The organism is Clostridium sp. YIM B02551 (assembly GCF_022324735.1).
GTDB classification, from domain to species: domain Bacteria; phylum Bacillota; class Clostridia; order Clostridiales; family Clostridiaceae; genus Clostridium_T; species Clostridium_T paridis.
Genome location: NZ_JAKGTF010000001.1, coordinates 407,654 through 428,719, shown reverse-complemented (window position 1 = coordinate 428,719; position 21,066 = coordinate 407,654). Strand labels below are relative to the sequence as shown.

Annotated in this window: 22 protein-coding genes; 3 read left to right on the top strand and 19 right to left on the bottom strand. The window is 30.0% G+C overall.

Features of this window, described 5'->3' with window-relative positions; translation table 11 throughout:
• Nucleotides 1-31: 31 nt before the first annotated feature.
• From L1S47_RS02290 to L1S47_RS02215, 16 genes are all read right to left on the bottom strand, one after another.
• Nucleotides 32-1,189, bottom strand: a complete 1,158-nt coding sequence (locus tag L1S47_RS02290) for a DUF362 domain-containing protein (RefSeq protein WP_238881864.1) — start codon at nucleotides 1,187-1,189, stop codon at nucleotides 32-34.
• 67 nt (nucleotides 1,190-1,256) lie between these two features.
• A complete protein-coding gene (locus tag L1S47_RS02285) occupies nucleotides 1,257-2,096 on the bottom strand; it encodes an ornithine carbamoyltransferase (RefSeq protein WP_238881863.1) in 840 nt (279 codons plus the stop codon).
• Nucleotides 2,097-2,232: 136 nt separating this feature from the next.
• Nucleotides 2,233-2,964 carry an ABC transporter permease gene (locus L1S47_RS02280; RefSeq protein WP_238881862.1) on the bottom strand — a complete coding sequence of 244 codons (732 nt, stop codon included), beginning with the start codon at nucleotides 2,962-2,964 and terminating at the stop codon, nucleotides 2,233-2,235.
• Nucleotides 2,964-3,809, bottom strand: a complete 846-nt coding sequence (locus L1S47_RS02275; protein WP_238881861.1) for an ABC transporter ATP-binding protein — start codon at nucleotides 3,807-3,809, stop codon at nucleotides 2,964-2,966. The genes L1S47_RS02280 and L1S47_RS02275 overlap by 1 nt, the downstream gene beginning before the upstream one ends.
• A gap of 180 nt (nucleotides 3,810-3,989) precedes the next feature.
• On the bottom strand, nucleotides 3,990-5,000 hold the full coding sequence (locus L1S47_RS02270) for a LytTR family transcriptional regulator DNA-binding domain-containing protein (protein WP_238881860.1): 1,011 nt from the start codon (nucleotides 4,998-5,000) through the stop codon (nucleotides 3,990-3,992).
• Between the two features lie 137 nt (nucleotides 5,001-5,137).
• Complete coding sequence (locus L1S47_RS02265; protein WP_238881859.1) at nucleotides 5,138-5,302, bottom strand: hypothetical protein; 165 nt, start codon at nucleotides 5,300-5,302, stop codon at nucleotides 5,138-5,140.
• A gap of 272 nt (nucleotides 5,303-5,574) precedes the next feature.
• Nucleotides 5,575-6,579, bottom strand: a complete 1,005-nt coding sequence (gene hypE, locus L1S47_RS02260) for a hydrogenase expression/formation protein HypE (RefSeq protein ID WP_238881858.1) — start codon at nucleotides 6,577-6,579, stop codon at nucleotides 5,575-5,577.
• 13 nt (nucleotides 6,580-6,592) lie between these two features.
• A complete protein-coding gene (gene hypD / locus L1S47_RS02255; RefSeq protein WP_238881857.1) occupies nucleotides 6,593-7,672 on the bottom strand; it encodes a hydrogenase formation protein HypD in 1,080 nt (359 codons plus the stop codon).
• Complete coding sequence (locus L1S47_RS02250; RefSeq protein ID WP_238881856.1) at nucleotides 7,669-7,884, bottom strand: HypC/HybG/HupF family hydrogenase formation chaperone; 216 nt, start codon at nucleotides 7,882-7,884, stop codon at nucleotides 7,669-7,671. The genes hypD and L1S47_RS02250 overlap by 4 nt, the downstream gene beginning before the upstream one ends.
• Before the next feature lie 38 nt (nucleotides 7,885-7,922).
• Nucleotides 7,923-8,603, bottom strand: coding sequence for a hydrogenase nickel incorporation protein HypB (hypB, locus tag L1S47_RS02245; protein ID WP_238881855.1), 681 nt, complete (start codon nucleotides 8,601-8,603; stop codon nucleotides 7,923-7,925).
• Nucleotides 8,604-8,607: 4 nt separating this feature from the next.
• Entirely contained in the window at nucleotides 8,608-8,931 is a 324-nt protein-coding gene (locus L1S47_RS02240; protein WP_238881854.1) for a hydrogenase maturation nickel metallochaperone HypA, read from the bottom strand.
• 10 nt (nucleotides 8,932-8,941) lie between these two features.
• Nucleotides 8,942-11,236 carry a carbamoyltransferase HypF gene (gene hypF / locus L1S47_RS02235; protein WP_238881853.1) on the bottom strand — a complete coding sequence of 765 codons (2,295 nt, stop codon included), beginning with the start codon at nucleotides 11,234-11,236 and terminating at the stop codon, nucleotides 8,942-8,944.
• On the bottom strand, nucleotides 11,212-11,652 hold the full coding sequence (locus L1S47_RS02230; protein WP_238881852.1) for a hydrogenase maturation protease: 441 nt from the start codon (nucleotides 11,650-11,652) through the stop codon (nucleotides 11,212-11,214). Before L1S47_RS02230 ends, hypF begins: the two co-directional genes overlap by 25 nt.
• Nucleotides 11,649-13,055: a nickel-dependent hydrogenase large subunit gene (locus L1S47_RS02225; RefSeq protein WP_238881851.1), complete on the bottom strand. Its 1,407-nt coding sequence runs from the start codon at nucleotides 13,053-13,055 to the stop codon at nucleotides 11,649-11,651. The genes L1S47_RS02230 and L1S47_RS02225 overlap by 4 nt, the downstream gene beginning before the upstream one ends.
• Nucleotides 13,056-13,077: 22 nt before the next feature.
• Nucleotides 13,078-13,896: a hydrogenase small subunit gene (locus L1S47_RS02220; protein ID WP_238881972.1), complete on the bottom strand. Its 819-nt coding sequence runs from the start codon at nucleotides 13,894-13,896 to the stop codon at nucleotides 13,078-13,080.
• Between the two features lie 201 nt (nucleotides 13,897-14,097).
• Nucleotides 14,098-14,499: a DUF6608 family protein gene (locus L1S47_RS02215; protein WP_202767122.1), complete on the bottom strand. Its 402-nt coding sequence runs from the start codon at nucleotides 14,497-14,499 to the stop codon at nucleotides 14,098-14,100.
• A gap of 256 nt (nucleotides 14,500-14,755) precedes the next feature.
• On the opposite strand from L1S47_RS02215, the gene L1S47_RS02210 reads away from it, so the two are divergent.
• Entirely contained in the window at nucleotides 14,756-15,499 is a 744-nt protein-coding gene (locus tag L1S47_RS02210) for a cytochrome b5 domain-containing protein (RefSeq protein WP_238881850.1), read from the top strand.
• Nucleotides 15,500-15,503: 4 nt separating this feature from the next.
• On the opposite strand, the gene L1S47_RS02205 is transcribed toward L1S47_RS02210, so the two are convergent.
• Complete coding sequence (locus L1S47_RS02205; RefSeq protein ID WP_238881849.1) at nucleotides 15,504-16,091, bottom strand: VC0807 family protein; 588 nt, start codon at nucleotides 16,089-16,091, stop codon at nucleotides 15,504-15,506.
• Between the two features lie 367 nt (nucleotides 16,092-16,458).
• Between L1S47_RS02205 and L1S47_RS02200 the strand changes: the two genes are divergently transcribed.
• Nucleotides 16,459-17,433, top strand: a complete 975-nt coding sequence (locus L1S47_RS02200; protein ID WP_238881848.1) for a sensor histidine kinase — start codon at nucleotides 16,459-16,461, stop codon at nucleotides 17,431-17,433.
• Nucleotides 17,426-18,076 carry a response regulator transcription factor gene (locus tag L1S47_RS02195; RefSeq protein ID WP_238881847.1) on the top strand — a complete coding sequence of 217 codons (651 nt, stop codon included), beginning with the start codon at nucleotides 17,426-17,428 and terminating at the stop codon, nucleotides 18,074-18,076. The genes L1S47_RS02200 and L1S47_RS02195 overlap by 8 nt, the downstream gene beginning before the upstream one ends.
• A 42-nt stretch (nucleotides 18,077-18,118) precedes the next feature.
• Here the strand turns inward: L1S47_RS02195 and L1S47_RS02190 are convergent, their stop codons facing one another.
• Nucleotides 18,119-20,362 carry an ABC transporter permease gene (locus L1S47_RS02190; protein ID WP_238881846.1) on the bottom strand — a complete coding sequence of 748 codons (2,244 nt, stop codon included), beginning with the start codon at nucleotides 20,360-20,362 and terminating at the stop codon, nucleotides 18,119-18,121.
• A complete protein-coding gene (locus tag L1S47_RS02185; RefSeq protein WP_238881845.1) occupies nucleotides 20,362-21,060 on the bottom strand; it encodes an ABC transporter ATP-binding protein in 699 nt (232 codons plus the stop codon). The genes L1S47_RS02190 and L1S47_RS02185 overlap by 1 nt, the downstream gene beginning before the upstream one ends.
• Between the last annotated feature and the right edge of the window lie 6 nt (nucleotides 21,061-21,066).

Sequence of the window (21,066 nt, the reverse complement as noted above, 5' to 3'; positions counted from 1 at the left end):
ATTTTTGCCTTTAACATTATAAAACCAGTAACTACCTCACCCCAAATCTTTTACTTATAGCTTTATGCTTTGTTTCAATTGCCCCTCTTGGGCAAAGTTCCTGACAACAAAAACATCTAATGCAGCTGCTATAATTCCATTTAGGTCTTAATTTCTTATCTTTTTCAACAAAGGATATTACCTTTGGTCTTTCTGGACATACCTCGTCACATTTTTTGCATCCTACACATTTATCTTCTATTAAGACTGGATTTGGAGCAGTTAGCGAGGAAACCAAATTGTTTAAGGTTGGAGTCAAAAAGTTAACCACTTTAGCATTACGAGATAGCTTAAAATTCTTGCATCTCATTTTTTCAATTTTTTCACCTAATACCTCAATTTCTTCTGGAAGTACTGCTCCCCATTTAGTTTCATGAGCTACATTTAAAAATGGTACTTCTAATACCATATCATAACCAATAAGTCTTACGGCTGTAGAATCTACTGCACTAAGGCATTTTCCCATGATTATAGTATCCATTTTTTTAGGAGTACCGTTTCTAGGGCCATTCCCTTCCATAGCTATTATTCCGTCGAGTATTGCAAAACTTGTTTTAACAACAGAGTTTAAATCCAATAACATCTTACTGAATTTAATTGGTTCTGGAAGTTTTGTATGCCACTCAGCTTTTTTTCTACCTGGTATACACCCAAATTGGTTCTTAACTGCTCCAGTATAGTACATCATGGCATGAGTTTTTAATTTTGGAAGAGTTATAACTACATCAGCTTCATATGGTGCCTTTGCTATATTCCAATATTTATACATAATTGGATTCTCAAGTTCAACATGAACTTCCTCATTAAAATCCACAAACTTTACTCCATATTTATTAGCTACTTCCATTAACCCAGAATTTTCTGCGGCTTTTCTTGTATCTTCAGAGCCCGGTGAATCTCCAAAAACTATATTATTACTATATTCCTTAACAATTCTAATAACTGCTTCAAAAAAAGCATAATGGGTTATAACTGGTGACCCCTTTTCAATAACACTTAATAAATTAGGTTTTAGAAGCACTTTACTATCTTTAGGTATAAGTGTTTTTAAAAATGTCGTTCCACCCAAAAGCTCAAAACCCTCTCTAAGTTTTTTTTCAATAATATCTACATCATATTCAGTACACTTTAAAAGCGCCACTCTTTCCATTTTATACCACTCCCCTCGATATAGATTATACCATTTTTTTCTATAATAAAAGAAGTTTTATTGTTAATTATATTTCTAAACAAAATAATATGATAGCTTGTTGAACATATAGCAATGCTTTTTTAAATTCATAACCAACAAAATATTTCGACTCAATCACCTCTGCTGAAACCTCTTCCCCTCTAAAAAATGGAGGACAAGGATTTAATAAAGCATTATCATTTGCTTTTAACATAAGTTCTGTTGTAACTTGGAAAGATTCAAACTGCTCATTCTTTTCAGGTAATGGATCAGTTAAAACTATATCAGTATTTCTTAACCCTTCTTCCATAGAATTCAATACTTTAAATTCTCCTAAATCTCCACTCATTTCATAACCTTGTGGACAAACTTGTGTTAATCTTAACTTAAGTACTTTTGATGCTTCTGCCCATGACCTACCTATATTTCCATCTGCTCCAACAAACGTATATTTTAATTCTAAATAATTTTCTCTTAACTTTTTTATGGAATATAAATCTGAAAGGATCTCACAAGGGTGATTTTCACTTGTCATTGCATTAATAATTGGAATCTTTGTATATTTACACATTTTTTCAATCAAACTAATATCCGGATGTCTTACTATAATTCCATCCGCCCAATTTTCTAAGTATGAAACTACATCTTTTATATCTTCTTTTTTATCTAGTGTTTCACTTGGAAATAATATAACTTGTCCACCTAAAGATGTTATTCCTTTTTCAAAAGTTACTCTAGTTCTAATACTTGAATTAGGAAAGAAAAGTATAAAAATCTTATTTTTTAGATATTCACTATTACTATTAGTTTCTAATTCCTTTGCTTTTATGAATATTTTTTCAATATCATGTTTTGATAAATCTGTTATTCTTAATAAATTTCTCATATTTAGCCCCACCCCAATAATTTATTTAAATAATATTATATCCAAATTTTTCAATTCTATCAATTTTGTTATTTCTTCTCAATATTAAAAGCTGCAACCTTCAGTTGCAGCTATAATCTTTTAATACCAATTAATTTTACTTATCTAATCCTTTTTTCTTATATACATATGCAAAAATTAATGCTCCAATTATTATCCAAGCTATCATTATTGCTATGCCTTTAATGTCACCTGCTCCTAATCCTTCCCCTTTAAATGACTTTTCTAACATTGTATTCATATGCGTATTAGGTATAATTGCTGCAATGTTTTCAATAGTTTCATTGAATCTTGAGAATATTGGCAGCATAAGAAATGCAAAAAGTATAGGCATTCCAATTACTCCAGTAGACATTTGATTTGGTGAAAGGATTCCTATTACTGCTCCTAGTTCAATCATTGTGAATATCACTGGAGTTGTAAGAAGTACATATATTCCTAAATATTTAACTTCAATCCCAATTAGGTAGAAGATTATAATATCAATTATTTCTGTTAATAGAAGTGTTATAAGTGCTTTTCCAGCAATAAATTCTCCTGCAGATACCCCTGAAAGCATAAGTGTTCTAAGCGTATTTTTTTCTTTTTCCTCAGCAATAAGCATTGCCATACAAAAACCTGTTACTAGTGTAAGGCTCATACCTAAACACATGATTAATATGTCAGATTTTCCTATACCTTCCTCTGCGGAGCTTGCCCCAAGCATCTTCGAATATACAAAACTAAAGAAAATAGGCAGAAGATACATAATAGATACATTCTTATTTTTGCCTAAGTCTTTTATTTCCTTTTTAAATAGTGCATTTATTTTTCTCATTGACAGTTCCATTATAGCTCCCTCCCAGTAAGATTTAAGAATATTTTCTCTAAGCTTGGCTCCATTGAATGAATTGTCAGAAGTCTTCCTTCTTCAATCCATGATTTAATTGCTTTTGCACCTTCAAGATTATTCTTAATCATTATTTCTTTATTTTCATCTTTTAATATTACTTTGATATTATCGTTTGTATATTTAAGCTTCAATTCTTCAGGATTTCCTATATCTACTATTTCTCCATCATTTAAAAATGCAACTCTATGACAAAGCTTGTCAGCTTCCTCCATATTATGAGTGGTTAAAAATATTGTAGTGCCTTCTTTATTAAGCTTTTTAAGCATCTTATGAATTTCTAAGGTTGTTCCTGGATCTAATGATGATGTCGGCTCATCTAGGAATAATAATTTAGGTTTATGAATTACTGCCCTTGCTAACATCAATCTTTGTCTCATTCCTTTTGAAAGCTTTTTGCCTTCTTTTTTTGAATACTCACTCATGCCCATTTGCTCTAATACTTCTTTAACATTTCCCTTAGGAGTTCCAGTAATATCAGCATATAGCATAAGATTATCTTGTACTGAGAGTCTCTCATAAACACCACTAGTATCTGAAAGAATTCCTGTATTTTCAAATATCTCTTTTCTATTTGATATAACATTTTTGCCAAATACTTTTATTTCTCCGCTTGTTGGACTTAATTGAGAAGTTAGCAGCTTAATTGTTGTTGTTTTTCCTGCTCCACTTGGACCTAAAAATCCAAAGATTTCTCCTTCTTTAATATTAAAGCTTACATTCTTTAAAGCTGAGTTTTTATTGAAATCCTTTCTTACATTTTTCATAAAAATAATGTTCTCCATGTAATTTCCCTCCCTTTGTTTCCATGGCCTAATTATTGCAGTGTTTTAATATCCTGACCATAAATTTACCTTAAATGGAGTATTTTACGTGTTCAATGGATGAATTTAAGGACTTAATGATTATATAAAAAAGCTCAATGGAGTATATTAAAATCTGAGTGGATCATTTATTACTTGAAATTATAGTTTTAAAATTGCTTTTAATTCTTCTAACCTACCTTTAGATAACGGAATAGAACTTTTTATTTTATCATCTAAATTTAAACTATAACTATTTCTTGTCCATGTAATTACTTCCCTCACCCTTTGAAGATTTACTAAATATGACCTATGACATCTAAAAAATCCAAAATACTTTAATCTATCTTCTAATTCCGTAAGAGATAAACTACAGGGGAACTTGTCTCCTCTTATGTTTAATGTACTTATCCCTTGGTCACTTTCCACATAATCTATTTCTGTTGGATCAAAAAGAAGAATGCGTTCATCTACCTTCGCTGGAATCTTTTCTATTTTATATACAGGTCTTTTATCTATTTCTTCTCCTCTATCATTCTCGTCACTGTTGTTTTCAATTTCAATAAGTCCTTCTTCATTTAGTCTATATGCCTTATCTCCAAGCATTAGGGTATCTTTAAAGAGAAGTGACGTAGTTAATACAGCCGTTCCATTTGAGCGCATTTCTTCAATATTTTCTATTATTATCTTTGCCCCATCCCTATCCATATTAAGAATTGGTTCTTGAAAAATTAAAAGATTAGGTTCTTTTAGCCTCTCTCTAGCTAGACTTAATCTTCTTCTTTGAGAATAATTTAATTTCTTTATTTCAGTGTCTTCAATATCTAATAATGCAACCTTTAGTAAAATTTCTTTATAATTAATCTTTGTACCTAAAATCTCTCCAAAAAGCTTCATGTAGTTTTTAATAGTCATTCTTTCATAAAAACTATCTTCTCTAAGGATAACCCCTATTTCACTAATACCTTTTTTTAAGTAAGTAATATTTAATTTATCTTCTAAATAGATTTTTCCTTTTGCTGGTATTTCTTTCCCTAAAATTATATCTAAAAGTAGATCACTTACCTCATTACAACACTCTAAGCTTATAGAATTGCCTGCTTGTAAATCAATATTTATATTTTTAATTACATTGTTATCTTTTTCTTTATATAAATCCTCTATTTTAAGCATCTTATTTACCCCCAAATTATATATCCTTATATTAACATAATTGATACCAACTGTCTTATCTTGTTTTAATTTCAAAACAAAAAATAAGTTTAAGAATTTACTCTTAAACTTATTACTACTCTTATAATACAAATATTTTAAGATTTTGCTTCAAGCTTTTTCATTGCCTTCATAACATTTTCTTCACTTAAGTGAGTTTCTTCAATGATTTCTGTAATTCCCATACCTTTATCTAGCATATCTTTTGCTCTAACCATAGCTTTCTCATGTTCACCTTTTTTTAAAATCTTATCATCACTCATTAAAGCTTCCTCCTTTAGTTCATAGGAATGCTTAGCTGCATCAAATATTTAGTTACTATTTATATAAAGGGTTTTAAGTTTAACTAATAACTTATTCATGCCTGAAAATGTCCAGAAACCGACATTTTCAAACAAGAATAAGTTAAGTTTCCTATAAAAAACCCTTTAAGCTACAGACATAAGACAAATTAAACGTAACTTGCTAAATACAACTAAGTATCAATTCAAGATTTAGTATTACCTTACGGTTATTTTTTATTCAATTTGAGTCTTTAACATATTCTAGGAAGCTGTATTCCTGAGGGCATATCTATAATTCTCGTGCCTCCAATTATAGTTTTTAGATATACTTTTCCTTTCTTTCCTTCAGTTATATTACCAATGATTGCTGCATCTTTTCCTAAAGGATTTTTTTTCATAACTTCTAACACAATTTCACTATATTCCTCTGGCAAAATAGCACATAACTTTCCCTCATTTGCCAAATATAGTGGATCCAATCCTAATAAATAACAAACTCCTTTTACACCGTCACTTATTGGAATATCTTTTTCGTAAATAGTAATTTCAGCATTACTCATTTCAGCTATTTCATTTAAAACTGCTGCAAGTCCTCCTCTTGTTGCATCCCTCATCATATGAATTTTAGGACACACATTAAGCATCTCTTCTACTAGAGAATTTAATGCTGCACAATCACTCATTATATCTCCCTTTATTCCAAAGTTATTCCTTTCACAGGAAATTGCTGTGCCGTGATCTCCTAATGTTCCGCTTAGAATGATTACATCACCTGTTGCTACATTTTTTGCATTTATATTTATGTTATCTTCTATTATTCCAATACCCGATGTATTTATATAAATTCCATCAGCTAGACCTTTTTCCACGACCTTTGTATCTCCAGCAACGATTTGAACACCTGCTTTTTTAGCCTCTGTCCCCATAGAACTTACTATTTCTTCTAAATCTTTATATGGAAAGCCATCTTCTATTATAAAACCAGCTGTAATGTATACTGGTTTGGCTCCACTTACTGCAAGATCATTTATTGTTCCACATAGAGCAAGTTTCCCAATGTTTCCACCACTAAAAAATATTGGGTTTACTACATAAGAGTCAGTAGTGAACGCTATTTTTTTAGAACTTAGGGTTAAACATGCTGCATCGCCCATTTCTTTTAATGTCTTATTATTAAAATGCTTTATGAATAATTCCTTAATTAAGTTGTTTGACTGTTTGCCACCTTCACCATGAATTAAAGTAATTTTCTCCACTTTTACATCTCTCCTAACTGTACTTATAATATGCAGAGCATGTCCCTTCCGTAGAAACCATACAGGCACCTACTGGATTTTCTGGTGTGCAAACCTTTCTGAATAGCGGACACATCTTTGGAGTTATTTTACCTGTTAATATTTCACCACATCTGCACATAGATATTTCCCTATTTCTTTCTACTTCTATATTGAAATACCTAATTGCATCATATGCTTCATATTCATCTTTTAGAACAAATTCACTTTCTATCACTCTTCCTATGCCTCTCCACTCACCATCAGAACTTTTAAATACTTTATTTATATATTTTTGTGCATTTTCATTTCCTTTTTCTCTAACTACTCGTTTATATTCATTTATTACCCTAGCTTCGTTTTTATTTACAATTTCAACTAAATTTTTAATACCTTGTAGAATATCAATAGGTTCAAACCCGGTAACTACACCCGGTATTTTATATCTGCTGCTTAAATCTTCAAATTCTTTTATACCAGCAATGGCACACACATGACCTGGAAGTAAGTAGCCATCAGTTTTAAGTTCTGGGTCTTTTGATAACTTTTCAATTATTGGAGGCATTTTTCTGTGAGACGTTAGGAAGAGAAAATTATTTATTTTTCTATTTTTAACCTCAATGGCTGTTAATGCAGCCATGGGTGTAGTTGCTTCAAAGCCTAATGATAAAAATACTACTTTTTTATAAGGATTATTTATGGCAATATTTATTGCATCCATTGATGAATATACAATTCTTATATTATTATCTATGGATTTTCTATTTAATAATGTTCCTTCTTTCCCTGGAACTCTTATCATATCTCCGAAGGTTGCAATGATTACATCCTCTCTTTTAGATAGATTTATTGCTATATCTATATAGCTTTCAGGAGTAACACATACAGGACACCCAGGTCCTGAAATTATTTTTATATTTTTAGGTAAAATGTTTTTTATACCATACTTAAATATTGACATGGTATGAGTTCCACATACCTCCATAATGGTAATTTCTTTATTACTTAGTTTCTCAATTTCTTTAACCAATACACCTGCATATTGTTGATTTCTATATTCATCTATGAATTTCATTTTTCAGATAACTCCTTCAGTAAACATAGTGTACTCTCTGCTTCTCCTTCATCTATTATTGCAAGTGCACAACCTGCATGAACTAGTACATATTCACCTAACTTGACTTCTGGCACTAATTGCAAGAAAACCTCTCTTTGAATTCCTCCTATTAAAGCCATTCCTCTAGTATCATTTATAGATATTATTTTACCTGGAACACCAAGACACATTAGCTTTCCCCCTATGAATATTGATGGACACCATTATTTTAGGCCTTATATATATCATAAAAATGTTTTTTATCCTCTATTCTCTCTTTTACCCATTTACATACTTCTTCTAAACCTTCATTCCTCATGCAGGATGTTTCAAACACTTTTGCATTTGCATTTATGGAATTTATATCACCATAAAACTCCTCTTTATTGAAGTTAGTAAAATCTAATAAATCCATTTTGTTTAGTATAATTGCACTGCTTTTTTCGAACATCAGTGGATACTTTGACGGTTTATCACTTCCTTCTGGAATACTTAACACCGAAATCTTAACATCTTCTCCAACTTCAAACTCTGCTGGGCATACTAAATTGCCTACATTTTCAATTATCAATAAATCTACAGACTCTAAATCCAATTCTTCCACTGCCTCTTTAATCATTGAGGAGTCTAAGTGACAAGCACCTTGAGTATTTATTTGAATGGTTTGTACCCCCAAGGCATCAATTCTTTCTGCATCCTTTGCTGTATATATATCTCCTTCTATAACCGCTATATTAAAATCATCTTTCATTTTCTTAATAATGTTTTCAAGAATTGAAGTTTTGCCTGAACCAGGAGAACTCATTAAATTTATTGCAAATATACCTTTTTCTCTAAACTTTTCCCTATTTGCTGATCCAAGCTCTTCATTTGCTTTAAATATTTTAGTTAAAACTTTTATCTTACTCATATGATTATTCTCCTTCAATAGAAATTATATTAAGTTCATAACCTGTTAATATTGAAGTGCAAAATTTTTTACACTCAGGGCAAAGCTTATTTAAATGATCTATATCAAAAACCTTATTACACTTATCACATTTTGCTTTAGCTTGAGTATAGTAAATTTCTAACCCAGCTTCTTTTGCAACAGTATCTTGTTTTAAACAACTAAAAGCAAAATTTAAAGCCTCTTCCATAACTCCTGTTAAAGTGCCTATTTCAAGTTTTATATTCAAAACTCTTATTAAGTTATTTTCTTTTGCTATACTTTTAACTATTTCTAAAGTACTTTCCATTATAGAAACTTCATGCATTATCTTCGCCTTGCCTCTGCATATTAATAATTGAATTTGCTATTATAATCTCTCCAAATGATATTCCTTCATCATTTATTGGAATAAGTTTATTTGAATAAACTTCAAAATCATATGTTTTCAATTTCTTTATTATATTTAATAGGATATATCCATTTTGAAATACCCCACCACTTAGCATAACTCTATTTAATCTATATTCACTTCTTAACAACACACACATATCTACAGTAATTTTTACAACTGTATTATGAAATTTTTGTGATATTACATTTGCACTAACTCCTTTACCTTTATCATGTACTATACCCAATATTGCTTCATTTATATCTATAATATAGTTTTCATTTTTCACTATTTTAAAACTATAACTTTCACTATGTGTATATTCAATTAACGCCTCTAATTCGCAAGCTGCCTGTCCATCATATGTTGATATATGATTAATTTCTATAATACTTGCTATTGCATCAAATAATCGTCCAATACTTGATGTTTGGGGACAATTAATGTCAGCATTTATTAAGTCTACAATAAACTCTCCTTTATCTCCGTACAGGCCTCTAATTATTCTAAGACCTTCCTCCTCTTTATTTAACTCTTTGTAAGCACCATATATATATGAAACTCCCATTCGCCACGGTTCCTTTACTGCCATTTCTCCACCTGGCATAGCTCTATATTTCATATGAGCAACTCTGGTAAACTTTTCTAAGTTACATATCATAAATTCTCCACCCCAAAGGTTTCCGTCCAATCCATATCCTGTACCATCAAAAGCTATTCCTATTACTTTACCTTCAATTTTATTTTCCCCCATACAGCTAGCTATATGAGCATGATGGTGCTGAACCTTTATTTTGGGTATGTCATAAGGATCTGCATGTTTATTTATCATAAAATCTGGATGAGAATCATAAGCCAAAAACTTTGGATTAAAGGAGAAGATATTTTTGAAGTGTTCTAAATTCTTTTCATAGTTATAATAAGATTCTAAGTTTTCTATATCTCCGTTATGCTGACTTAAATATAAATAACCTTCTTTTGAAATGCAGAATGTATTTTTCATATTTGATCCTAAAGCTAAAATTTCTCTATTACTTACTCTTTTATATGGAATAGGAACATATCCTCGTCCACTTCTTAATAACATTATTTGATTTTCTAATATTTTAACTATAGAATCATCAATTGATATAAATATATCTCTATTATTTAATAAAAAATAATCTACAATATCCTTTAGATTATCTATTGCATTTTCATTCTTATATTCTATAGGCATTCCACTTATATTTCCGCTAGTCATAACTAACGCTTCAATGTCTTCATCAAATAGCAATTCATGTACTGGTGTATATGGGAGCATAACTCCAAGTGTTTTTTGATTTGGAGCTATTTCTTCTGGAATATTCTTGCCAATGATTTTGTTGAGTATTACTATTGGCTTTTTATCACCAGTTAAAATTTCTTCCTCTGTTTTATTAATATTACAATACTTCTTAGCTATATAAATTTCTCTAAACATGATAGCAAAAGGCTTATTAGGTCTTTTCTTTCTTTCTCTTAAATTTTTAATAGCACTTTTATCTTTTGCATCACATACTAAATGAAAGCCTCCTATCCCTTTAATAGCAAAAATTTTTCCTTCTTTTAATTTCTTTTTTGTAAATTCAATTGGATCTACATTATTTACAACTTTTCCATCACTATCTGTAACCCATAATTTAGGCCCACACTCCCTGCATCCATTAGGCTCAGCGTGAAATCTTCTATCTATTGGATTCTTATATTCTATTTCGCAACTCCTGCACATTTTGAATTTTTTCATTGTAGTTGAATTTCTATCATATGGAATTTTCTTTATAATTGAAAATCTAGGTCCACAATTGGTGCAGTTAGTAAAAGGATATTTATATCTCCTACTTCTTGGGTTCTTAATATCTTCTATACACTTATTACAAATAGCTATATCAGGGGGAATAAATGTAACCTTGCTTCCTTCTTCGATACTTTCTTTTATTTCAAAGGTGTGATAATTATTAGGTAGTCTTTCTTCTAAAATTATCTCTTCGATACTTGAAATTTGTGGCTTTTCCTTCTCAAGATTTTCAAGAAATGCGTTAATTAGATTCTTATCTCCCTGTATATCTATTAGTACACCTTGTGAACTATTCTTAACCCAACCTTTTAAGTTAAACTCATTAGCTAATCTATATATATATGGCCTAAAACCTACTCCTTGAACCCGACCTTTTACAACTATATAAAGTCTTTGCATATCCATAAAACCTTCTTACATATATCCTGAAATCTATTTTCTAATTCATTAGATAGCTCTAATGAAAAACTAAAGCTACTTCCTTCTATTCCAATGAATTCTCCCTTAATCCTTTTTAAATAATTCATTAATGCATCTATAAAACTATACCCATGTTGAGTCAATGAGTTTTTCTTACTTTTTAAATGTTTTAAATCATAGACTGTAATTTCCCCAACTTTAAGCCCTAGTTTAGTTGCATCTAAAACTATAATAATATCTTCTTCGTTAATCTTAGCTAGACAAAATTCAAAATCTGTTTCTCCTATTATGACCTCTACACCTAATTCATTTAGATTTTCATATATAGCTTCCGCAACCTTAATAGCTACAGAATCATCCTCCATTAGTCTATTACCTATTGCTATTAATTTAGTACTCATATTATTATTTCTAAAGGACTCATCCTATCGCTTATTACATGAGTTGCACAAGAAATACATGGATCAAATGACCTTACTATCCTTCCTATCTCAGCTGGTTCCTTAGGATTTTGAATTTCTGTGCCTATAAGTGCCATTTCAACTACACCCTTTACTCCTTTTGAGTCTGTTGGAGAGCAATTCCATGCACTAGGAGTTATTATGTTATAATGACTTATTTGCTTGTTATCTATAGATAACCAATGTCCTAATGCTCCTCTTGTAGTATCTGTTAATCCTCTTCCTTTAGAGCTGTCTGGCACAATGTACTTTCTTTGAGAAACATCATTATAATTAACTCTCTCTAAAAGCTTTTCTATTGTCTCTATCATCTTTTTTGCTTCTAATACTCTAGCGATAGTTCTATCCATAGTAGATATTCTATTCTCATAATTCCCACTTAATATCATTCTTGCAAGGGGACCTACTTCCATAGGCTTTTCTTCATACCTTGGAGATTTTACAAAGCTATAAGCATTTTCTTTATTCATATCATCTTCTGTTTTCTCTAAAAACATATCATTTTGAATACTTTCTCCTCTGTACCAAGAATTATATATATTCTCAGTTATTTTAGCTTCTTGAAATCCCCCTATATTTCCACTTATAAGTACTGAAGGTTTTACATAAGCTAATTCTTTTTCATTGTATTTATCATAAAGTCCATAAGTCATTAAATTTTTATATCCATAACCTAATGAGTAATAGTCCTTATAATAATCTCCTATTATATAAACATCTGGAATCATTTTATTAATTATAAAATTTTTGATTTCACTAATTAGCTCTTTTAGTCTTATGTATCTTGTTGCATCCATTCCTTCAGTTACTCCACCTAAAAATATCCCGTGAGTATGTGGTGCTTTCCCACCTAAGGTTGCGCATCCTTTATGGGCTAAACGGCTAATCCTTATGGCTTCTAAGTAGTGTTCTGATATTTCTTTGTTTAATTCTTCTGGTAATCTTAAATCATAATTAGTTTTTGAGCTTATTGGCTGAATATCTGGAGTTACAACAAAATCTGGAAGTGTATAAAGATAGAAATGTCTTATATGATTTTGCATAAATTCCATACCATGAATTATATCTCTAAGCATACTGTCATTTTCATTTACAGATACATTAAATGCATCTTCTAAGGCCAAACTTGACGCTACTGCATGTGCAGTAGAACAAATTCCACATATTCTTTCCGTAAAATATATTGCATCAAAAGGTGATTTGCCTATCATCATCTTTTCAAAGCCTCTAAATAAAAGGCCACTGCTTTTGGCATCTACTACTTTGTTATTTTCAAGCTTTACTTCTATCTCCATAAAACCACTTATTCGTGTTATAGGATTAATTGATATGGTGGTACTCATTTATACTTATACTCCTTTTAAATTAATATCTAATAAAGGGTTCCATTCCATCTGGGAAGGTATTGTGTGCACAACCAATACAAGGGGTATTGTCTCCAACAGGCCAGTTTATGTGTCCATTCCATTTTTCTATTGGGCAAGTAGTTTTAGTTACTGGACCTCTGCAGCCTAATTTGAACATACAAGTTTCATCTCCTGGCTTTTCAGCAAATATTTGCTTATCAAAATATCCCCTTCTTGTACAAGTATCATGAATTGTCATTCCGTAAAATAGCTTTGGTCTATTAAATTCGTCTAACTCTGGTACTCCTTTAGTTATTAAATGAGCAATAGTTCCAACAACCCAAGCAGGATTGCATGGACATCCTGGTAAGTTAATGACATTTCTTCCTAAGGCCTTTGAAAGACTTACACTTTCAGAAGGATTAGGGCTTGCACCAGATATACCTCCGTGGGATGCACAAGTTCCAACAGCTAGTACATATTTAGCTTTTGCACCTGCCATCTTTACTGCTTCATATGCCGTTATTTCACTACCATTATACTTAGCTAAAATAGTATACTTCCCATTATTTTTTAAAGAAATTGCTCCATCTACAAGCAAAATAAATTCCGTATCAAGAGTTTTTAGAAATTCATCAAATGCGTTACTCCCTTCCTCTGCCATAATGCTATTATTGTATGTTAAATTAATTATTTGACTTAAAAGATACTCTACATCAGGATCTGAAGCATTCAAAAAAGAGATTATATTACCAGAACACCCAGTAGCCTCAAACCAAATAGCATTCATTTTTTCTTTTCTTGCTTCTTTAATATCATTTATTGCATTAGAAACTATTCTATATGAGTCATTCTCTTTATTCTTAAGTAGCGAATAAAAACCAGCACACTCCAATTTATTTCCTCCATTTTAATAGGTAACGTCTTATTATATTTATGTTTTACCAGTTACACATATTCTTTTTTAATGTATGTATTTGCAACAAAAAAACTCAGCAATAATTGCTGAGCCTTTACTCTCCTTATATGGAAATTTAAATTAATTATTATTTTTTATTTCGAATTTCTTTTTATTACGTAATTTAGTAACAATGCTCTGCACCACAACTACAGCTAAAAATATAAAGCTCCAATTTAAAAAAGCATCTCTGTAAGCTGTCTTAGAAAGTTCTCCTAAAAAACCGATCCCCCATACAATTAAAAATATAAATAGAATAGAAATTGCATATTGCACAGTTATTTTTATGAACGAATTCTTAATATTTATATAACTAAACATACCATAAAAACCTACTCCAACAAAGGTGAATAATGCCCTTATTAATATATGGGCATTAGTATCAGTTGCTTGTCCACTAAATAATTGATAAATGGAACTAATTAATGTTACCAATGTGAAGATTACTGTAAACAATATAGATAAATTAAGTATTTTTTTCATAGCACCCCTCCTCATAATAATTACATTTTTTGTAACTAAGCTATTATTATCTTACCACAAACTACATTATTTTCCAAAACTTTCAGAAAATAAGTAATGGTCGCACTGTTAAGATCAATATAATTATCTTTGTAATAGTGATCTATTCGAAATAATATATTTATAATACGTTTTGACTTATTAAGCAGCACTAAGATATACACAACATTTATTTATATCTAATTATTAAATAAGCAATTAAATATGGGAGGATTTAATGAATTATTTTGTTCCCTTTGGGAATCCCTTTAATCATTCTAGTTTTGACGAAATAGGAAAATCCTATAGATCTGTTGAGGAAGTTCTTGTAATAATTGAAAAATCTTTTGATAATCAACAAGAAGATGAAATAGCTTATAATTACTTAATGGCGCTTTCTCAAACTGAAGAAGAAAAATCTATCCTTATATCCATAAGAGATGATAATTTAAAACATGATGGATTCTTACGAGAAATATATGCTTTCTATAAAAAACAATGTGCTCCTATGTTAAGAAGCTCAGACTGTACCTATTCAGAAGCATATATTCCTCAAATAAAAAAAGCTAGACTTAGTGAGATGGAAAACGTATATAGATACCGAAACATAATGACTGGTTTAACTGATAAGTATTATAGAGATATGATGCTTGAAGCTTTAACTGATTGCATTATTCACCTTTCTAAATATGATTATATTCTTTACCTTAACTTAGAAAGGAATTTATCTAGCAGAAAAAAGTTGAGACAGATTAAAGAATTTACCTTAGAAGAGCTCTCAAGATATGATGGTTCTAATGGGAATCCTGCATATGCAGCTGTTAATGGAATAGTATATGACTTAAGTAATGAAGCCTCCTGGGGTGGAGGCACTCATTTTGGTTTAACTGCAGGTATGGATTTAACTTTACATTTTGAAAAGTGTCATAGTACCCCTCCAATTTTATCAAAGCTTCCTAAGGTTGGGATACTTAAATCTTAGTTATTTATGCCTTTATGGTAACCATCTTAGTAATAAGCTTTCCACTTATAATTAGTGTTGCAATGGTTCCCCAACTTATAAAATGAGAAATAACAAGATAAATACTGGTTGGTAATATAATGGCTAAAGCAATGTGAATTATAGCACCAGCCAGAAAAATTCCACCAAAAGCTCCAGTCAGAAGGCTAAATTTTTTACGAGCAGTTTTACTGTTTATATGTTCATCCCTACCCTTATTTATAAATTTAAGTATAAACACTATTAACGGCTTTTCTATTAAAACTGAAATAATAAATGCTATACCTATTATACTGAAAATTATTGGATGAACTAACTTAAGCGGTAAAGAAGCTCCTCCAAAAATTGTTGAGGCTATTACGGCTACTATAAATCCAATGGCAACAAATATTCCTATCCAATCTATTTTTCCCTTCCAAAGAAATAAAATTATAGTTCTTATTGTTGGAAATGCTGATGCTATTGTAAGTGGTATAGTCTCAGTAGTAAATACCTTGCTTAATACCATATATAGAACAAATGGAACTATCATATTAATACCTAAACTCTTAATTAATCTTTTCTTTGCTTCCATACTTAACACATCCTTTGTTTTATTTTCTGAGTTAAGTATATTATCTTCACTTCCCTCTTCATAGTCACTTAAGTAATCAAAAGCTATGTTACTAAAGTAATATATTAATTTTCCCCTAGAGTGATATAATACAATTATTATATTCTAGCTTAAACTAAGGAGAAAATTAATGTTTATGTATAGCAAAAAATATCTAGTCATTATAAAAATTTTTCTCATTATATTACTTTTATCAAATACTTTTCGAAGATATGATACTCTGAATATCTCAATAATTACATTTCTTTCTGTATGCACTATTCTACTAATTAATGACATTATTAGAAACCTTATTAAGATAAATTCACTTTGGTATTTAATTTCACTAATGTTATCAATATTATTAGTCTCAGTATTAAAATCCTTTTTAAATAGCTTTCAAACTAATATCTTTATGTTTATTTATGTAATTGAAATATTATATACTCCATTTAAGCGAAAAGTCCCACTTTTAATATTTCATGCTGTTTCGTTTTTAACTTCCTCTATTTTAGCTAATAATAACCTAAGTACAAATAATTTTTTAAAATCTTTAGGTTCTGGTTTCTTAACTTATCTTGGAATTATTTGTACACTATATTTATCTCATAGTGTTAGAGGCGAAAGGGAAGCGACAAAAAAGTTAAATGGAGAATTAATTGAATCTAATAATAAACTTAAAGAATATTCCTTAAAGGTAGAAGAATTATCTATAGCAAAAGAACGAGAGAGAATGGCTCAAGAATTGCATGATTCACTTGGTCACTCTCTTATGGCACTTACAATGCATCTTGAGTTTGCTGAAAAAATATTTGATTCTGAGCCTGAAAAATCTAAAGATATACTATTAAAGGCAAAAAATCTTGCAAAAAAAAGTACTGTCACCCTAAGAACCGTTGTTGATACCATGAAAGAAGAAAGAAATATTGAGGATTTAAAAAATTCAATTAATGAACTTATTGATAGTTTCAAATTACTTGAAGATATAAAAATTGACTTTACTATAAATCCTCTTTTAGAGGCTTTGAAGCCAGATATTAAATTATGTATTTATAAAACTATCAGAGAAAGCCTAACTAATGGCATAAAGCATGGAAAAGCAAGCTTCTTTAGCATAGAAATAGCTTTGCATGATGAACATGTTAATCTAACCATTTTAGATAATGGTTTAGGTAGTGATAATATTATAAAATCAAATGGCTTAAAAGGAATTGAAAATAGAATATTTGCCTTGGGTGGTTCAATTAGTTTTAGTAGTCACAAAAGGTCAGGTTTTTTTACAAAAGCAGAAATTCCTGTGTTTAAGGAGGATAGTAATGATTAATGTGATAATTACTGATGATCAACAAATAGTAAGAGAAGGAATTAAAATGATACTTAGTCTTGATAAAGATATATTTATAATTGGAGAAGCTTCTAACGGACAAAATTTACTTAATATATTATCAGATAAAGTACCTGATGTTATATTAATGGATATTAGAATGCCTCTTATGGATGGCGTTGAAGCTACACGATATATTAAGGAAAAGTATCCAAGAATTAAAGTAATTATCCTAACTACCTTTAATGAGGATGAATACATATTTCAAGGTTTAAAAAATGGTGCTGATGGGTATATATTAAAGGATTCTGGCTCTGATGATATAATTAGTGCTATAAAAACAGTTTTTAATGGAAACATACTTTTAAACCATGAAGTTGCTAATAAAGTGGTTACTGCATTAACTACTAATCCTCCTTCTACTAATACTGAATATATTAAAATAGATAATAAACTTGATAGCTTAACCCCAAGGGAGTTAGAGGTTGCTAAATTAGTTTCTGATGGAAAAAGCAATAAGTCCATTTGTGAAATACTCTTTTTAACTGAAGGAACCGTAAAAAATTATGTGACAAGAATCCTTGAAAAACTTGAGCTAAGTAGTAGAACAGAATTAGCTCTTTATATAAAGCAATATAACTAAAAGCAGAGACTAACTATTCCGTAGTCTCTGCTTCTTTTTTCTTTATTCTAATCTTGACTTTAAAATCTCATCCATAGCAATTTTATTAAGTTTTCTCTTACTTAAGGTTTTTGAAATTTCATATGTCGCATAAATAATTATAAAACCTATTAATAGATATACATAGTTTATTGTTATTGGAAGTGATATACTCATCTCTTGAGTAAGTGATTTAAACATAGCATTTAGTGAAACTATAAGTAACGGTATTCCTAAAATATAACCTATGATTACTAAAAATACAGAACTATTTAAAATCATTGAATATACTTCTTTTTTCCTGTATCCTAGAATCTTCATAAGAGATATATTTTCCTTATTTTCTTCTATGATCATAGAGGTTACAACATAAATAACTATTAAACCAATTATAAAGGATATAAACGCCATAGTTCCAACCACCCCTTGAATAGGTGCTGTCATTGCATCAAAGGCATTTTTTATATCATCCTTTGTTACTGTAGTTAATAATTTATTCTGCGGAATGTCAAGTTTTTCTGTACTCCATAGGCCCATGTAACTCTTCTCTGGAAGATTTAACATTGTATTAAATTCACTCAATGGCATATATACATAGTTCCCAACATATGATTCTGCAATGCTATCTACAGTTATCTCATATTCCTTAGAATCTAATTTGCTAATTACTTTAATGTTATCATTCTCTTTTGCATTTAACTTATCTGCTAATCCTCTTGTAATAATTACTTTATCCGTACTTAGCCTACTTCCTGACTTATCATTAAAAGTAACATATTGTGAGTTATTACTTACACCATATACTGTTATATCAACTTTGCTGTTTGATTTTAAAGAGAAAGGTATCTCTGAGAATGCTTCTCCAGCTTTAGGTGTATCCTTCTGTAATGAATTAAACACATAACTATAATTATATTTAAAGGTATCCTCTATTCCTTCGTTTACTAACTTACCTAGAGAACTCTTGGCTGCAAACCCAAATAAAAGTAACATAGTTGCAAGTGTAACTCCAAGTAATAAAAATCCACTTCTTGCTATACTTCTAAGCTGTTCTCTTATTTTAAATTTTGTAGAGAATTTAAATCTATCAAGTTTTAAATTCTTTTCTAAGAAACTAACCTTTTTCTTTTCACTTCCCCCTCTCATTAGTTCTAGTGGTGAACTTTTTAGAGATTTATTAACTACTAAATATCCTGAAACTACTAAGAATATTATTGGTAATAAAACACTTATAACTAAGTATTTATTATCATAGTTAATGGTTCCTACTGGCATATTAAAATATGAAAGCATAAAATTTAACATAGGCCTTAATAAAACTGCTCCAAGTATTGTTCCAACGATTCCCCCAATTAATGAAATTATTAATGGATATCTTAAATAATGATTTTGAATTTGTTTCTTCTTATAACCTAGCGCATAGAGAGTTCCAATTATAGATGCTTCTCTCTTTACTAATCTCCACATTACAATACCAGTTAACACGCAAGTTAGAGTTAAAATAACTATAGGCATAGAGGAACTCATTTGATTTATTCCTTGTAATTTTGCAGTCACATAAGTTACTCTTGGATTTGTTGAAGTATTTGTCCAACTTAATACGGTAGTATTTTGACCTTTCAAGTAATCCTTAAACTCCGATATTCTATTATCTAGATTACTTGTATCTCCATTAAACTTTATTGAATAAAAAATATTACCTCTATCTAAAGCACTAAACTCATCCTTATTTATTACACCAACTCCAAAATTATTTGCATCTGTTAAAATATCTGTTTCTGATTTTAATGGATATATATAGTTTGGCAAAGACATAAATCCTGATATTTTATATTCTTTATCATATATCTTTATGCTATCTCCAACCTTAAGCTTATTTGCTTTTGCATAAGCAGGATCTAGCAAAATATCATTACCACTTAAAGATTTCCCTACAATAATTGCTGGTATATTTACCTTTGTATTCTCTGAAAAAAGCCTTAACACCTTATCTTTTGATACTGAGTAATCAAAGGTTTTTCCCTCTTCTATCTTCATATTAAATTTAGCTTCTATTTCTGAAATATTATTTATTTTTTTATCAACCATGAAGTTTGAATCTTCTTGCACATAATCTTTTCCAAAAGATGATAAGGTAGTTTCCATATTAGCTGAAAGCAAATTAAACATGGTAAAGAAAAGACAACTTATAATAATGAGTGCCAAGGATCCAAAATACTGTGATTTACTTTCAAGAATGGTTTTCTTAATTTTCTTGTTTATAATCATTACCACTCAATCCTTTCTGCTGGCATAATTGTTTCATTTACTTTATCTTCTACGATTTCACCACTTCTAACCTTAAATACTCTATTTGCCATTGCACTAATGGCTGTATTGTGAGTAATCATAAGTATAGTTGTTCCAAATTCTTTATTAACCTTTTGAAGAAGCTTTAGTATTTCTCTTGAAGTTGTAAAATCAAGAGCTCCTGTAGGTTCATCGCATAATAAAAGCTTTGGATTTTTAACTACAGCTCTTGCAATAGAAACTCTTTGCTGTTCTCCACCACTTAATTCTTTTGGAAATCTATATTTTTTATCTAACATTCCAACAGCTTTTAATACCTCATCAACCTCAAGGGGCGAATCACTTATATTAGAAACTACTTCTATATTTTCTCCAACTGTAAGATTAGGAATAAGATTGTAAAATTGAAATATAAATCCTACTTTGTCTCTTCTATAGTCTGTAAGTTTGTTATCAGATAAGGATGTTACTTCAGTATTTTCAATTTTAACAACTCCAGAATCACCTCTATCTATTCCACCAATTATATTAAGTAGCGTTGACTTACCTGAACCTGATGGTCCAAGAATGACTCCTATCTCACCTTTATTAAGCTCAAGTCCTACACCTTTTAATACTTGGGTTGTTACATCTCCACTCTTGTAGCTCTTTTTTAAGTTCTCAACTTTAATAAACATATAAAT